Origin of the sequence: Psychroserpens sp., from assembly GCF_034670085.1 — a bacterium.
Taxonomy (GTDB): domain Bacteria; phylum Bacteroidota; class Bacteroidia; order Flavobacteriales; family Flavobacteriaceae; genus Psychroserpens.
The window spans coordinates 798164-814224 of record NZ_JAXMOD010000001.1 but is presented as its reverse complement, the minus strand read 5'-3'; the positions used below and the strand labels follow the sequence as shown (position 1 = coordinate 814224).

The window sequence follows — 16061 nt, the reverse complement described above, 5'->3', positions numbered from 1 at the left end:
AAGCAACCATGTACGGAAAAATCCAAGAATATTTACAAACTGAATTACAAAATATAAAAGATGATGGGCTTTTTAAAGAAGAACGCATTATCACCTCGGCTCAAGGTGCAGAGATTACATTAAACACAGGACAACGTGTATTAAACTTTTGTGCTAACAACTATTTAGGGCTTTCGTCGCACCCAGAAGTTATTCAAGCCGCTAAAGATGTGATGGATACTCATGGCTTTGGGATGTCATCCGTTCGATTTATTTGTGGTACTCAAGATATTCACAAAACACTAGAAGCCAAAATCGCAGAATTTTATGGTACTGAAGACACCATTTTATATGCTGCTGCCTTTGATGCCAATGGAGGTGTGTTTGAACCGTTGCTTGATAAAGAAGACGCTATAATTTCCGATTCTTTAAATCACGCCTCTATAATAGACGGTGTGCGTTTGTGTAAAGCGGCTAGATATCGTTACAAGAATAACGATATGAATGACCTAGAACAGCAGTTAATTGCAGCCAATGAGAATGGTGCACGTTTTAAAATCATTGTAACCGATGGTGTGTTTTCTATGGATGGTTTAGTTGCTCCTTTAGATAAAATTGCTGATTTAGCTGATAAATATGATGCAATGATTATGATTGACGAATGTCATGCTACCGGATTTATTGGAGAAACAGGTCGAGGCACACTTGAAGACAAAGGAGTTATGGGTCGTATCGATATTATAACAGGAACTTTAGGTAAAGCACTTGGTGGTGCTATGGGAGGATATACTACAGGGAAAAAAGAAATCATTGATATGTTAAGACAACGTTCACGTCCTTATTTGTTTTCAAATTCTTTAGCACCTGCAATAGTTGGAGCTTCCATAAAAGTTTTTGATATGCTTTCAAATGATACATCGCTCAGAGATACCTTAGAAGAAAACACAAATTATTTCAAAAAAGGGATGAAAAATGCAGGATTTGATATTATTGATGGTGATTCTGCTATTGTTCCTGTAATGCTTTATGATGCAAAGTTATCTCAAACAATGGCCAAAATGCTATTAGATGAAGGGATTTACGTAATTGGATTCTTCTTCCCTGTAGTGCCTAGAGAAAAAGCAAGAATACGCGTACAACTTTCAGCAGCACACACAAAAGAACATTTGGATAAAGCTATAGAGGCCTTTATAAACGTTGGAAAACGACTAAATATTATTTAAATTCAGTCCAAACTCCTTAAATTTAATGCAAGTAATCAATATTTTTATATATTTGTCTTTGTTAATAAACTTTAACAACTTACTTTTGCTTAGAATTAACACTTATAACACTTAAAATTAAAATTATTAGAATATGAAAAATCTTAGCAGATTATTTTTCGTTTTGTTGCTTGCCTTAAGCTTCAATGCTAATGCACAAGATGAAAACAACCCTTGGAAAATTAGCATTGGTGTAAATGCCGTTGACATGTATCCAGTTGGAGAAGAAGCTCCAAGAGGTGAATTCCTTGATGAATTTTTTAACGCAAACGACCACTGGAACGTTATGCCATCTTTATCAACAATATCTGTTTCTAGATATTTAAGTGAAGGTTTTAGTTTAACTGCAACAGGTTCTCTAAACGACATTAAAAAATATGGTGATGCTGCTGTAGACGACATTACTTATTTCGCTGTAGACGGAACTGTTTCTTATGGTTTCATGAAATTAATCAAATCAAACAGCATTGATCCTTTCTTAGGAGTTGGTGGTGGTTACACTTGGATTGATGATATTGGAGCAGGTACGGTTAATGGTGCTATAGGTATCAACTACTGGTTTAGCGATAATATTGGTTTAACAGCGCAATCAACTTATAAAAGTGCATTTGAAGATTACTTAGATAGTCACTTTCAACATTCAGTAGGTTTATCAATTAAATTTGGTGGAAAAGATACTGATTCTGATGGTATTTACGATAAAAACGATGCTTGTCCAGATGTACCTGGTTTAGAAGCTTTCAATGGTTGTCCAGATTCTGATAATGATGGTATCGAAGACGCTAAAGACGATTGTCCTAACGAAGCTGGTTTAGCTGAGTTTAATGGTTGCCCTGATTCTGATGGAGATGGTGTAGCTGATAATGCTGACGATTGCCCAACAGTAGCAGGTCTTGCAGCTCTTAACGGTTGTCCAGATGCTGATAATGATGGTGTAGCTGATGGTTCTGATGATTGTCCTAATGAAGCTGGTCCAGCTGCAAACAAAGGATGTCCTTGGGCAGATACTGATGGTGATGGTGTTTTAGATAAAGATGATAAATGTCCTAACGAAGCTGGAACTGTAGCTAACAATGGTTGCCCAGAAATTCTTCCTACTGTTGAAGTAATGGAACAATTAAATAGCTACGCTAGAACAATCTTATTCAACTCTGGTAAATCATCTTTCAAATCTGAAACGGCTTCAGTATTAGAAGCAATGACAGCTATCTTTAAAGAGTATCCAGAAGCTAACTTCTCAATTGAAGGTCATACTGATAGTGATGGTGCAAAATCATCTAACCAGTTATTATCTGAAAGAAGAGCTAGTGCTGTTAGAGATTACTTAATCGCAAACGGTATCAACGCTGATAGATTAACTTCTAAAGGTTTTGGAGAAGATTACCCAATCGATTCTAACAAAACTAGAGCTGGTAAAGCAAACAACAGACGTGTTGAAGTAAAACTTCAAAAATAAGTTTTATCAAACATTATAAATAGTTATAAAAAAACGCTCCGAAATTCGGAGCGTTTTTTATTTTTATAATATGGTAAGTTTTTTAAATGATGTTATTGTCGACCTTCAAAAAAAGAATGCAGATTTTTCAAAATTAACATTCATTTTACCAAGTAAAAGAGCTGGAGTATTTCTGAGGGATCAAATCTCAAAGCATCTTAATAAAACCATTTTTGCTCCTCACATTATTTCAATTGAGGAATTTGTCGAAACTCTTTCCGACCTAAAATATGCTAATAATACTGAACTTCTTTTTGAGTTCTATAAAGTATATCTAAAGCATACACCTAAAGCTGAAATTGAACCCTTTGATACGTTTTCTAAATGGGCTCAAATGCTATTACAAGATTTTAATGAGATTGATCGTTACCTTGTGCCTCCAAATCAAGTCTTTGATTATCTAACCGCTATTAAGGAGATTGAGCATCAGCATTGGTCACTAGAAGAAAATCAAACAACCTATGTCAAAAACTATCTTGCCTTTTGGAATCGTTTAAAACTATTTTATACAGAATTAAGTCACCAATTAATTCATAATAAAAAGGGATATCAAGGTCTTGTCTACAAAGAAGCTGTTGAAAATATTGAGCAATTTTTAGCTTCACATTCCAATGAAAATTATGTGTTTGTTGGTTTTAATGCCCTTAATAAAGCAGAAGAGATTATAATACAAGAGCTATTACAACAAAACCTAGCTAGCATATATTGGGATATAGACGCAAGTTTTATTGAAGACCAAATTCATGATGCAGGACTATTTATAAGATCACATCAATCAAAATGGCGTTATTTTAAATCTAATAATTTTAATTGGTTATCAAATAATTACGCATCAGAAAAAAATATAAACTGCATTGGTACACCAAAAAACATTGGTCAAATCAAATATGTAGGTGAATTACTTTCTAACTTAAAAAAACAAAAGACACCCTTAGAACATACAGCGATTGTTTTAGGTGATGAATCTCTACTTATACCTCTTTTAAATTCTATTCCTAAAGGTATTGGACCCATAAATATCACCATGGGACTTCCATTAGCTAGTATTCCAATGGCTTCTTTATTTGAAAACCTTTTCAGGTTACATAAATCTAACACCTCTACGATTTACTATAAAGATGTAATTTCTATTTTATCAAATCAGTTTGTAAAACCACTTTTCAATTCTGAAAATGGTAATGTTTCTGATCAAATTATTAATGAAATCCAAGGTAACAATATCAGTTATATTACTATAGATAAGTTAAAATCACTTGCCAAATCAAAATCTAAAACCATAGACCTACTTCTTGGCTCATGGAATAACAACTCAGAAATCGCCTTAAAAAAAAGTGGTTTATTAATCACTGAAATAAAAAAATCATTAGAAAAGAACAAACCTGACAATTTATTAGCATTAGAGTATCTATATCGATTTAATGTGGTTTTTAATGAATTAAATACTTTAAATGAAACCTATTCATATATAAATAATATCTCCACTCTTTTTGGCTTATACAAGGAGCTATTAAAGAGTGAAACTTTAGACTTTAAAGGTGAACCTCTTAAAGGATTACAAATTATGGGAATGTTAGAATCAAGAGTACTTGATTTTGAAACCGTAATTATTACATCAGTAAATGAAGGCGTTTTACCAGCAGGTAAAAATAATAGCTCATTTATTCCATTTGATGTAAAGCTAGAAAATAACATGCCAACATATAAAGAAAAAGATGCTGTATATACCTACCATTTTTATAGATTACTACAACGGGCAAAAGAGGTTCATATCATTTACAATACAGAACCAGATGTTTTAAATGGAGGTGAAAAAAGTCGTTTTATCACTCAGTTAGAGATTGATACTACTCATGATATTGCACACTATTTAATTTCACCTAAAGTACCTATAACTTCTCAAAAATTGACTGAAGTTTCAAAATTATCTGATGTCCTTGAAGGCTTAAAACGTTATTCTAAATCTGGATTTTCTCCATCTTCGCTTACAAATTACATAAGAAATCCAATTGCATTTTACTATGAGAAAGTCCTTGGCATTAAACAATATGAAGATGTTGAAGAAAGTGTTGCTTTGAATACTTTAGGAACAATTATACACAACACCCTTGAAGATTTCTATAAACCCCTTGAAGGTCAGACTTTGACGCAAGAGTTAATTACTAAAATGAGGTCAGAAATAGAAAAGACTGTTGGTCTTCATTTTAAAAATGAATACAAACAAGGTGATGTCACCAAAGGAAAAAATCTAATCATTTACGAAATAGCTAAACACTATATTTCCAATTTCTTGAAGCTCGAAAGTAAGGATATAAATGAAGGAAATACTATTAAAATTTTAGCTATTGAAATTAAAAACGAAGTGCCAATAGTAATTGATGGATTAGAATTTCCAATTATTCTAACGGGTAAAGTAGATCGAGTAGATACTTATAATGGTGTTACCAGAATTATCGATTATAAAAGTGGTCGTGTAGATCAAAACAAAGTCGAAATTGTAAATTGGGAAGATTTAACAACCGATTACGATAAGTATAGTAAGAGTTTTCAAATATTAATGTATGCATATATGATGAATAAACAAAAAAAGATTGTATTACCAATAGAAGCTGGTATCATATCTTTCAAAAAATTAAGTTCAGGATTTATAAAATTTGGAAAAAAAGAAACTCATGGCACAAGAACTAAAGACAATTCAATAACAGAAGACACGTTAATCGCATTTGAAGTTGAATTGAAAAAACTCATCCTTGAAATCTACAATCCTAATATTAATTTTATCGAAAAAGAAGTTTGAAAATGATTTTAAAAAATCAAATACTTCAAAGAATACACAATAAGCCTATTGTTTGGGATGCGTATTTCAACGTAGATAACACAAAAAAACCAATAGTCATCTTTTGTCATGGATATAAAGGGTTTAAAGATTGGGGAAGTTGGAATTTAGTTGCAAAAGCATTTTGTGATGAGCATCTGTTTTTTCTGAAGTTTAATTTTTCTCATAATGGAGGAACGATTGAAAATCCGATTGATTTTCCGGATCTAAACGCTTTTGCTGAAAATAATTACACTAAAGAACTTAGTGATCTAGATGATATGCTCAACTTTATTCTTTCTGAAAATTTTCAGTATAAAAAGGAGATTGATACTTCAAGAATTACACTTATTGGTCATTCTCGAGGTGGCGGAATTTCAATCATTAAAGCGTCTGAAGACTCGAGAATAACACAACTCATCACTTGGGCAAGTGTAAGTGATTACGGTTCTAGGTTTGGCACAAATAAGGAAATAAATGAATGGCAAAAAAAAGGTGTAAAGTATGTTTTAAATGGAAGAACAAAACAACAAATGCCTCATCACATTCAATTTTTTGAAGATTTTAAACTGAATCAGGAACGACTCAATATAAAACATTCGGCAAAAAAAATAGTCATCCCTTTTTTAATCATTCACGCAAAAGGGGATTCTTCAGTGAAATTTGAAGAAGCCGAAAACTTACACTCATGGAATTCTAAAAGCGAACTTTATATCATTGAAGACAGCGATCATGTTTTTGGTGCTTCACATCCATGGAGCAAAAAAGAACTACCCATAGCTTTAAACCAAGTTGTGGAAAAAAGCATTGATTTTATAACTTAAATCGTGTGGAGAAGATCGGGCTCGAACCGACGACCTCTTGACTGCCAGTCAAGCACTCTAGCCAACTGAGCTACATCCCCAATTTATTTGAGACCCCTTAATACTAAAACAGGCAAATTACTTGTAAAGTCCTTTTTAAGAATGGTGTTGTTCTCCCATTTTTTCATAAAGAAACCGCGTTTACGTCTAACCACACATAACAAGTCAGGATTGTTTTCTTTGTAATGTTCTAAAACACCTTGATAGGTTGTTGGGTTTTCACTTATTGTAGTATTGGTTATCAAACTTGATAAGCTATCATTTACATCAAAATCACCTTCATTATGAAATTGTGTCTTCACTAACAGCAAATTCACAACCGATTTGAATTGGTTTTTTATAGATTTTAAAGGATTTAATGCTGATTCCTTCTTAATAACAGCCGATTTTAAAGCTAGTAAGATTTTTACAATAGGCTTATAAACGTAACCTTCAGGAACAATTAAAGCAGGAATATTAGTTTGCTTAATAATTTTACCTGAAGTTTTCCCTAAGTAAACTTCATCTTTAACAGATGTCGTTCTAGGTTCTATAATAATTAAATCTACGTCTAACATTTCACAAGCCTTTTCTAATGTATCTGCCAGTTTCCCTTTAAAAGTTTTTAAAACTATCTCGACATTTCTTGAATTGACTTTATCAACATGACTCTTTAAAAAGCCTAAGCTCTCACGTTCTATCATTTCATCAACCTTCATCATTGTTCCGGCTTTAGTGTTAACATTATACACCTGTACTGCATATAATTTTGCACCAAAAGCATGTGCAAAATCAACTGCGTACTGTAAATGGCTCACTGCATTTTTCGATGAACCAACTGGAACTAAAATAGACTTCATAATCAAATATTTAAAAGTAAATTTGTATAAATTATTTGCAAAGATAACTATTAAAAATGATTCGAAAAGCAACTCTAAAAGATATTGATAGCATTATGCCAATTACAAAAGCTTGTGCCAGATTTATGATTGCAAAAAACATTTTTCAATGGAATGAGCACTACCCAAATAGAATAGCTTTTGAAAATGATGTAAAACGTGATGAACTTTATGTTTTGGACATTGAAAATACTGTTATAGGCTGTATTGTTATCTCGACATTCATGGATGACGAATACGTTCCAATCCAATGGTTAACACCAAATGAGAATAACATTTATATTCATCGCTTGGCCATTCATCCTAAGCATCAAGGTAAAGGTTATGCGCAGTTATTAATGGATTATGCTGAAAAGTTTACAATTGAAAACAACTATACCTCCATTAGATTAGATACCTTTTCTCAAAACACTAGAAACCAAAAATTTTACGAACTTCGTGGATATCAAAAATTGGGTCATATCTTTTTCCCTAAGCAAAGTGAATACCCTTTTTATTGTTACGAATTGATCCTTTGAAAACAGACATCACATTAAAAAACATAAACAAACTCGCTATTCCTGCACTAATTGCCGGAGTTGCGGAACCTATTTTGTCCTTAACCGATACTGCAATTATTGGTAACGTTGATTACAATGCTGCTGAATCTTTAGCTGCTGTTGGGATTGTAGGAACTTTTATATCGATGCTTATTTGGGTTTTAGGACAAACAAGAAGTGCCATATCTTCTATCGTATCTCAACATTTAGGTGCAAACAATTTAGACAAAGTTAAAAATTTACCAGCTCAAGCTATCTTTATAATAACGTCGATAAGCATACTAATTATTATTACAACATGGCCATTTGCTTCTCAAATTTTCAAACTCTATAATGCATCGCATTTAATTTTAGAATATAGCGTAGACTATTACCATATTCGAGTTTTCGGATTTCCTTTTACCTTATTCACGATTGCAATTTTTGGAACTTTCAGAGGGCTACAAAACACCTTTTACCCAATGCTAATTGCCATAATTGGAACCATTGTGAATGTAGTTTTAGATGTGGCTTTAGTATATGGAGTTGAAGGTGTTATAAGTCCTATGCATATAAAAGGTGCTGCTTATGCCAGTGTAATTGCTCAAATTACAATGGCTATATGTTCGGCTTATTTCTTGTTGAAAAAGACAGATATATCACTAAGAGTTACATTCCCATTTAACTCTGAAATCAAGAATTTCACTATAATGATTCTTAACTTATTCATAAGGACATTAGCTCTAAACGCAACTTTATATTTTGCAACCCGCTTCGCAACCTCTTATGGAACCGAATATATTGCAGCTTATACGATTGCTATTAACCTTTGGTTCTTAGGTGCATTTATTATTGACGGTTATGCAAGTGCTGGAAATATTTTATCCGGTAAGTTCTTAGGAGCTAAAAACTATAAGAAGCTGGTTGAATTAAGCCAATTATTAATTAAGTGCGGGATTGGTGTCGGGATTATTTTAACAATTTTAGGTTTGATTTCTTACCGTTTTATTGGGTCTGTTTTTACTCAAGATCAATTAGTTTTAAATGAATTTTATAAGATCTTTTGGATCGTTTTGGTTATGCAACCACTCTGTGCATTAGCCTTTATTTTTGATGGCATGTTTAAAGGCATGGGTAAAATGAAGTTTTTAAGAAACCTCCTTTTATTGTCTACGGGATTGGTTTTTATACCAGTTTTATTTTTACTGGATAAGTATAACCTGAAATTGTATGCTGTATTTATTGCATTAACCCTTTGGATAATTGCTAGAGGCTTCCCATTAATTATAAAATTCAGGCAACAATTTTTATCGCTTTCACAAAAGACGTAACTTTGGTCGATAATTTACATGAAACATGACTATGCTTTTAATATCTCTGTATCAAGATTCAGAGCCTTATGAATCAGGTTATGATATTGGTTATGCTATTGGGCAAAATTTACCCTATATCATTATATTAGTTTTAGCGTTTTTTGTGTTTCGATATTTTAAAAATAAATCTAAAAATTAGTCTATGGATTTTATGTCATTTATAAGCGGAAGTGGATTATTTCTTATTTTAGGAATAGTACTCGTTATTGTATATTTCATTAATAGAAATAAAAGACGATAATGAGCAGCATTCGAATAACAAAACAGTTCTCTTTCGAAACAGGTCATGCTTTGTATGGCTATGACGGAAAATGTAAAAACGTTCATGGGCATAGTTATAGACTTGATGTTACAGTTATTGGGAAACCTATTTCAGATCACACAAATGTAAAGTTCGGAATGGTTATCGATTTTAGTGACTTAAAGAAAATCGTGAAAGAAGAAATAGTAGATGTGTTTGATCATGCAACTGTATTTAATAAAAACACACCACATGTTGAACTTGCAAAAGAGCTTCAAGAAAGAGATCATAATGTTTTACTTGTAAATTACCAACCAACAAGTGAAATGATGGTCATTGATTTTGCTGAAAAAATTAAAAATAGACTTCCAAAAACTATAACACTACATTCTTTAAAATTACAAGAAACAGCAACCTCCTATGCACAGTGGTTTGCTTCAGATAATGACTAAACCAACTCACATAAAAATTCCAGAAGGCAAATCCATTTACTTTGCTTCAGATAACCATTTAGGAGCTCCAACCATGGAGGCATCTCTTCCTCGTGAAAAGAAATTTGTAGCATGGTTAGACGAGGTTAAAAACGATGCGGCTGCGATTTTCTTATTAGGTGATTTATTTGATTTTTGGTTTGAATACGGAACTGTTGTTCCAAAAGGTTTTGTTCGAACGTTAGGGAAATTAGCCGAAATTAGCGACTCTGGAATTCCGATTTATTTCTTTGTTGGTAACCATGACCTTTGGATGAATGGTTATTTTGAAGAGGAACTTAATATTCCTGTATTTCATAAACCAAAAGAGTTTGTCTTTAATGACACCTCATTTTATATTGCACATGGTGATGGTTTAGGCCCTTTTGATAAAGGTTATAAACGCATGAAAAAAGTTTTTACTAATCCTTTTTTTAAATTTCTTTTCAGATGGTTACATCCAGACATTGGGATGAAACTTGCGCAATATTTATCAGTCAAAAACAAATTAATCTCTGGGGAACATGATGCCACCTATTTAGGAGCTGATAAAGAATGGCTTATTCAGTATAGTGAATCAAAATTACTAGAATCACATCGCGACTATTTCGTATATGGACATCGTCATTTACCAATGACCGTAGATTTAGAAAACAACTCCAAATATGTAAATCTAGGGGATTGGATTCAGTATTATACTTATGGTGTATTTGATGGCAAAAACTTTGAGTTAAAAAACTTTAAGTAACAATTACCAGTAATCTTTTTATTTCAAAAATATAATTTACCCTGTATTGGGTATTGTTTGCAGTCTTCTTAAAGCTGAATTTAGCGCTATTAATCATAATTAATTTCTTATGAAAGCGCTTCGTTTATTTTTACTCGTATCCATTTGTCTTTTTACTAATCTTTCTATTGCTCAAAATTGGAATAATTTAGCAAAAAAAGACCTAGAATTACTATCCCAAAGTTTTGATAGTATTAAAAAAAACCTTGATAGTGAAAAGGAAAAACTAAATACACTGAAATTAGAATTAAATGAGACTAGTGATAAAAGTGATTTTTCGAAGTTACAAAATGTAATAAAATTGCTTAAAGAGCTCAAAGGGAAACTTGACAGTGTATATCTAAAACAACTACATTTTAAAACCTATTATGAAACCAAAAATGTTAGTGCTGATAGTCTTTCAATGTATTTCAAACATGAGTATACTATTGAAGCGAATGTAATTGAAAATAATGATAGTACAAACCCTAAGACTTATTTATACTTTGGGAAAGACAAAATAATAGAAGAAAAAACACTTTTTAACAAGGAAAGAGAGAACCAAATATTTTCAGAAATTCTAAGTGCTAAAAGCGAATCTTATTTAGGTGATTTTATAATCCCACAAAATGACCAATTAATTTATGGACAGTTAAGTGAAAAAAGGATCAAAGAAGACACCTTAGAAAAACATGGCGTCGAATTGACAAAAAAAGAACTGAAAAACATATCTAAAAAGATTAAGTTTCGTTTTGAGAAAATAAAAATTGAACTCGTTGAAGGCGGCTTAAATGATATTAAACTTTATGTAAAGGATGAAGCTGGAAATCAATTACTATTTGAAAATAGAATTCCTGTAAGCCTTTTAAGTTATACTAAAAATAGTTTCAGAAATCGCTTAAGCTTTTCTCTTATTTCATCAAACAATAAGGAAACAGCTCTTAATAGAGAGGCCTATATTGGTTCATACATAAATTTAGCAGACGTGTTATTATATATTCCTAATCCTGGACAAAACTATGTTCCAGATGATTTAACACTTGAGTTTCCAACCAAAACAAATGGTGAAAGTGAAAACACCAATCAAGCCATTAACTATAAGGTTATACAAAACACATCACTACAAAATGTTTTAGAATTAAGAACCTATACAGATTTCTTAGCTTTATTTGGAGAATCAGCTAACGGAATTGTGCAACTTGAAGCAAATGCGACTTTTTTTATTGCGCCTTTTAATCATGGAAACACTTCAATCTATACGCTTAAGAAAATCACACCATACGTAAACTTTTCACGCTTAGATGAAAATGAACGTTTTGTGGATTTAACTCAACAAACTGATGGCATGTACAATATCAATCATTCCTTAGACATTATAGAGAAATCATATCTTGAAATGGGTATGAAGCTAGACGTTTTGTCTTTTAAATTAACTAAGGAATTCCCATTTACAACCAATATTTTCTTGCCTATAAATTATAGAATTGCAGATTTAAAACTGGATGAATTAACAGAAAAATCAATTTATAAAACTTTTGGTGTTGGCGCAGGAATTAGATTAGAATTCAAAAAATTCAACAACTTTGGTTTTAATTATTCGGCAGAGATAACACATTATGAATCTAGCCAATTCAATACTATTGAACATTTAAATAACGTATCCAATTTCTGGGTCTTTAGAAATGAAGCTGAAATCTATTTTTTTCCAGGTGAATCAAAAACTCAATCTATATTTTTAAGATTTAGAGCCTTTAATAATTCAAATAAAGGAAATAAGGAGGCTTTTTATCAATTGCAATTTGGGTATAAATTTTCGTTAGGAATTAGTAAGCTGAAAAAATAATAGATTAGTTTTCATTTTCATGTGCTTCTAAATCTTCCGTTAAATCTAATTTTCTAAACGACGGTGAAGCAATAGCAGTTGTAACTACAGTAATCAAAGTCATCGTTCCTCCAAAAACTACAGCAGTAGCAGTTCCCATTAATTTAGCTGTTAATCCGCTTTCAAAAGCACCTAGCTCATTTGAAGATCCAACAAACATAGAATTTACTGAAGACACGCGACCTCTCATATGGTCTGGTGTTTTCAACTGAAGAATCGTTTGACGAATAACCATCGATACGCCATCAAAAACTCCGCTCATAAATAAAGCGAAAACAGAAATCCAAAATATTGAAGACATTCCAAAAGCGATAATACTCAAACCAAATCCAAAAACAGCAACAAGTAACTTTACTCCTGCCTTTCTTACAATAGGAATATAAGCGGTTACAAGCATGGTTAAAAACGACCCAACATTTGGAGCTGCAACCAGAATACCAAACCCTTCTGAGCCAACATTTAAAATATCTGTAGCGAAAACAGCTGCTAAAGCTATAGCTCCTCCAAACAAAACAGAAATCATATCTAGAGTTAAAGCACCCAAAATAGCTTTAGTTTTAAACACGAAATTGACGCCTTCCTTTAAGCTCTTAACTATAGGTTCGCCAATATTTGGGTTTAAAATAGGCTTCTTTTTAATTTGAAATAACATCACTAAAGAAAACATAACTAATCCAAAAACAATACAAAGTGACCAATGCACTCCCATCTGATCATTTTCACCAAGCCAACTTATTGAAAATCCAGCAAACGCTACGCCTAAAACGCGAGCCATTTGCCAGGTAGAACTATTCCAGGTAGCTGCATTGGGATACACCTTTTTTGGGACAATTAAAGCCACTAATGAAAATATCGAAGGTCCAAAAAAGGATCGTAAAAGTCCACCAAAAAACACCAAAGCATAAATAGCATACAATATATGTTGTGTTGACCATGCTTCAGATATTTCTGGGGATGTAATCCAAAACATTCCAAAACTAATAATTGAAAACAAGGCAATGCAAACCGCAAGTAAGTTTCTCTTCTCTTTTTGATCTACTATATGGCCTGCGAAAAGTGCCATTCCCAAGGCTGGAATGATTTCCATTAACCCAATTAAACCAATATATAAAGGATCTTTTGTAAGTGCATAAACTTGCCATTCAATAATAACAAATTGCATTGACCAGCCAAATACTAAAGCAAAACGGACTAATATAAAAATATTAAATTCTCGATATCGCAATGCTGCATATGGATCTTTTTTGGCCATATTTATTCTTTAATATCCCTAATTTTCAACTGCAAACTCACATTCCCTTGCCAATGATTCTCATCAATTGAAAAGACTGCTTTAAATGGTTTTTCATCTTTAATTAAGCTTAACTTATGTCCTAAATTAAATGCAATCCCAACAATTTTTTGTTGCCCTTGTTTTACTGTTAAACGCAAATGTTTATCATCTTCTCCAACACATTTTCCATAACCAGTATCTCGTAAGTTCTCAGTCATGAATAATGGTGTCATATTGCCAGGACCAAAAGGTGCAAACTGTCGAATAATTCGGTAGAACTTTGGTGTGATATCACTAAGTTCAATTTGCTCATCTATTTGTATTTCGGGAGTAAGTAAGCTTCGGTCAATTGTTTTAGAAACCTCATCCTCAAAAGCCTGTTTAAAGGCTTCATAGTTTTCTTCTTTTAACGTTAATCCAGCAGCATATTTATGTCCACCAAATTGTTCAATATGTTCGCTACAAGCCTCCAAAGCATTATAAACATCAAAGCCCTTAACTGATCGTGCTGAAGCTGCTAATTGATCTCCACTTTTAGTAAATACCAGAGTTGGTCTGTAATAAGTTTCTATTAATCTTGAAGCAACAATCCCAATAACACCTTTATGCCAAGTCTCATGATATACAACCGACGTTAGTTTACCTTCTTCTTTGTTGTCTTCGATTTGAAGAAGTGCTTCTTTTGTGATTCTTTGATCAGCTTCTCTTCTATCGAGATTGAATGTGTTGATTTCTTTAGCATAGTTTTCTACTAAAAACTCATCTGTTTCAGTCAATAAAGTCACGGCATAATTGCCATGTTTCATTCGTCCTGCAGCATTAATTCTAGGCGCAACTATAAAAACGACATCAGTTATGGTCAACTCTTCTTTTTTAACTTCGGCAATAAGCGCTTTAATTCCAGGTCTTGGGTTTGTATTTATAACTTGCAATCCGAAATACGCCAAAGCACGATTTTCTCCAGTTATAGGTACGATATCTGCACCAATGGCTGTAGCAACTAAATCTAAATATTCGGCTAAGGCTTCAACGGGTTGGCCTTCTTTTGATGCTAAGGCTTGAATTAGTTTAAATCCGACACCACAACCGCACAATTCCTTATAAGGATACTCGCAATCGTCACGCTTTGGGTCTAAAATGGCAACTGCTTTTGGTAATTCATTTCCTGGTCTGTGATGATCGCAAATAATAAAATCAATACCTTTTTCATTAGCATATGCTACCTTTTCAATTGCTTTCACACCACAATCCAAAGCCACAATTAATGTAAAATCGTTATCATGAGCAAAGTCAATCCCTTTATAAGAGATCCCATAACCTTCATCATAGCGATCAGGAATATAAGTTGCGATAGAATCAGATTTTGTTTTTAAATAAGATGACAAAAGCGCAACTGAAGTTGTTCCATCAACATCGTAATCACCATAAACTAAAATGTTCTCGTTTTGAGACCATGCTTTTTCGATTCGTAATACAGCCAAATCCATATCTTTCATTAGAAATGGATCATGCAAATCATCTAAACTTGGTCTAAAAAAAGTTTTGGCTGCTTCATAAGTATCTATTCCACGTTGAATTAATAAGGTTGCAATAGAGCAATCTACTTGAAGTGCTTTTTGTAAATCTTCAACAGTTTTAGAATTTGGTTTTGGTTTTATAGTCCAGCGCATGTACTAATATAGAAAATTTTCGCTATATATTGTGATAATGAATCGATGTTTTAACTTCAGCAAACCTTCTGAACATTTCCATAACACCACAATATTTATCTATAGAAAGGTCAACAGCTTTTTTTATTTTGTCTTCATCTAAGACATCACCATAAAAATGATATTCGACTGAAACAGTATGGTAATATTTTGGGTGTTCATCTGTTAACTCACCAAAGGTATCAATTCTAAAATCTGAAAAAGAGACCTTCATTTTCTTTAGAATGGATACAACATCCAATCCAGAACAACCAGCAAGCGATGATAACATCATGGCTTTAGGTGATAATCCAGAATTATAACCACCATTTTCTGGTGATGTATCCATGAGTAATGTTTTTCCACTAGGATTATCAGAATCAAACTGTAAGTTTCCTTTCCAATGCGTGACTACTTTATGCGACATATCTGAAGAATTTTTTGTTTCTTGTGTTGACGTTATTTTATTAAACCTGTCACAAGTTACATCCAATCGAATTGTACATTTTCTATCTACTTTTTCAATACGATGTATCTTGTTAACTCAAAAATACTACTAAA

General features: G+C 32.5%; 13 protein-coding genes and 1 tRNA gene. 9 read left to right on the top strand and 5 right to left on the bottom strand.

Annotation, left to right across the window (positions count from 1 at the left end; translation table 11 throughout):
* Window positions 1-8: 8 nt before the first annotated feature.
* The 4 genes from kbl (at window position 9) to VOI25_RS03490 (ending at window position 6372) form a co-directional block, all read left to right on the top strand.
* Window positions 9-1202: a glycine C-acetyltransferase gene (gene kbl, locus VOI25_RS03505; RefSeq protein ID WP_323787561.1), complete on the top strand. Its 1194-nt coding sequence runs from the start codon at window positions 9-11 to the stop codon at window positions 1200-1202.
* Between the two features lie 133 nt (window positions 1203-1335).
* Window positions 1336-2697, top strand: coding sequence for an OmpA family protein (locus tag VOI25_RS03500; protein WP_323787560.1), 1362 nt, complete (start codon window positions 1336-1338; stop codon window positions 2695-2697).
* 70 nt (window positions 2698-2767) lie between these two features.
* Window positions 2768-5530 carry a PD-(D/E)XK nuclease family protein gene (locus tag VOI25_RS03495; RefSeq protein ID WP_323787559.1) on the top strand — a complete coding sequence of 921 codons (2763 nt, stop codon included), beginning with the start codon at window positions 2768-2770 and terminating at the stop codon, window positions 5528-5530.
* A 2-nt stretch (window positions 5531-5532) separates the two neighbouring features.
* On the top strand, window positions 5533-6372 hold the full coding sequence (locus tag VOI25_RS03490) for an alpha/beta hydrolase (protein ID WP_323787558.1): 840 nt from the start codon (window positions 5533-5535) through the stop codon (window positions 6370-6372).
* A gap of 6 nt (window positions 6373-6378) precedes the next feature.
* Here VOI25_RS03490 and VOI25_RS03485 read toward each other — a convergent pair.
* Both VOI25_RS03485 and VOI25_RS03480 read right to left on the bottom strand, forming a co-directional pair.
* Window positions 6379-6452, bottom strand: a tRNA-Ala gene (locus VOI25_RS03485).
* A 3-nt stretch (window positions 6453-6455) separates the two neighbouring features.
* On the bottom strand, window positions 6456-7250 hold the full coding sequence (locus VOI25_RS03480; RefSeq protein ID WP_323787557.1) for a universal stress protein: 795 nt from the start codon (window positions 7248-7250) through the stop codon (window positions 6456-6458).
* 56 nt (window positions 7251-7306) lie between these two features.
* Between VOI25_RS03480 and VOI25_RS03475 the strand changes: the two genes are divergently transcribed.
* From VOI25_RS03475 to VOI25_RS03455, 5 genes are all read left to right on the top strand, one after another.
* A complete protein-coding gene (locus tag VOI25_RS03475) occupies window positions 7307-7807 on the top strand; it encodes a GNAT family N-acetyltransferase (protein WP_323787556.1) in 501 nt (166 codons plus the stop codon).
* Window positions 7804-9138, top strand: coding sequence for an MATE family efflux transporter (locus VOI25_RS03470; RefSeq protein ID WP_323787555.1), 1335 nt, complete (start codon window positions 7804-7806; stop codon window positions 9136-9138). Before VOI25_RS03475 ends, VOI25_RS03470 begins: the two co-directional genes overlap by 4 nt.
* Before the next feature lie 282 nt (window positions 9139-9420).
* Entirely contained in the window at window positions 9421-9873 is a 453-nt protein-coding gene (locus VOI25_RS03465) for a 6-carboxytetrahydropterin synthase (protein WP_323787554.1), read from the top strand.
* Window positions 9874-9883: 10 nt separating this feature from the next.
* The gene (locus tag VOI25_RS03460) at window positions 9884-10639 is read left to right on the top strand and encodes a UDP-2,3-diacylglucosamine diphosphatase (RefSeq protein ID WP_323787634.1); all 756 of its coding nucleotides are present in this window, start codon (window positions 9884-9886) and stop codon (window positions 10637-10639) included.
* 109 nt (window positions 10640-10748) lie between these two features.
* Complete coding sequence (locus tag VOI25_RS03455) at window positions 10749-12500, top strand: hypothetical protein (protein WP_323787553.1); 1752 nt, start codon at window positions 10749-10751, stop codon at window positions 12498-12500.
* Between the two features lie 4 nt (window positions 12501-12504).
* On the opposite strand, the gene VOI25_RS03450 is transcribed toward VOI25_RS03455, so the two are convergent.
* From VOI25_RS03450 to VOI25_RS03440, 3 genes are read right to left on the bottom strand one after another with little or no spacing between them, the layout of a single operon-like run.
* A complete protein-coding gene (locus VOI25_RS03450; protein WP_323787552.1) occupies window positions 12505-13791 on the bottom strand; it encodes an MFS transporter in 1287 nt (428 codons plus the stop codon).
* Between the two features lie 2 nt (window positions 13792-13793).
* Complete coding sequence (gene recJ, locus VOI25_RS03445) at window positions 13794-15482, bottom strand: single-stranded-DNA-specific exonuclease RecJ (RefSeq protein WP_323787551.1); 1689 nt, start codon at window positions 15480-15482, stop codon at window positions 13794-13796.
* A gap of 22 nt (window positions 15483-15504) precedes the next feature.
* Window positions 15505-15927: an OsmC family protein gene (locus VOI25_RS03440; protein ID WP_323787550.1), complete on the bottom strand. Its 423-nt coding sequence runs from the start codon at window positions 15925-15927 to the stop codon at window positions 15505-15507.
* Window positions 15928-16061 lie beyond the last annotated feature (134 nt).

Bases quoted from the DNA above. Each gene is read 5' to 3' on its own strand.
- VOI25_RS03450 (WP_323787552.1), bottom strand. From the start codon at position 13,791: ATGGCCAAAAAAGATCCATATGCAGCATTGCGATATCGAGAATTTAAT.
- VOI25_RS03455 (WP_323787553.1), top strand. From the start codon at position 10,749: ATGAAAGCGCTTCGTTTATTTTTACTCGTATCCATTTGTCTTTTTACT.
- VOI25_RS03490 (WP_323787558.1), top strand. From the start codon at position 5,533: ATGATTTTAAAAAATCAAATACTTCAAAGAATACACAATAAGCCTATT.
- kbl (WP_323787561.1), top strand. From the start codon at position 9: ATGTACGGAAAAATCCAAGAATATTTACAAACTGAATTACAAAATATA.
- VOI25_RS03465 (WP_323787554.1), top strand. From the start codon at position 9,421: ATGAGCAGCATTCGAATAACAAAACAGTTCTCTTTCGAAACAGGTCAT.
- VOI25_RS03495 (WP_323787559.1), top strand. From the start codon at position 2,768: ATGGTAAGTTTTTTAAATGATGTTATTGTCGACCTTCAAAAAAAGAAT.
- VOI25_RS03480 (WP_323787557.1), bottom strand. From the start codon at position 7,250: ATGAAGTCTATTTTAGTTCCAGTTGGTTCATCGAAAAATGCAGTGAGC.
- VOI25_RS03500 (WP_323787560.1), top strand. From the start codon at position 1,336: ATGAAAAATCTTAGCAGATTATTTTTCGTTTTGTTGCTTGCCTTAAGC.
- VOI25_RS03440 (WP_323787550.1), bottom strand. From the start codon at position 15,927: ATGTCGCATAAAGTAGTCACGCATTGGAAAGGAAACTTACAGTTTGAT.
- VOI25_RS03475 (WP_323787556.1), top strand. From the start codon at position 7,307: ATGATTCGAAAAGCAACTCTAAAAGATATTGATAGCATTATGCCAATT.
- recJ (WP_323787551.1), bottom strand. From the start codon at position 15,482: ATGCGCTGGACTATAAAACCAAAACCAAATTCTAAAACTGTTGAAGAT.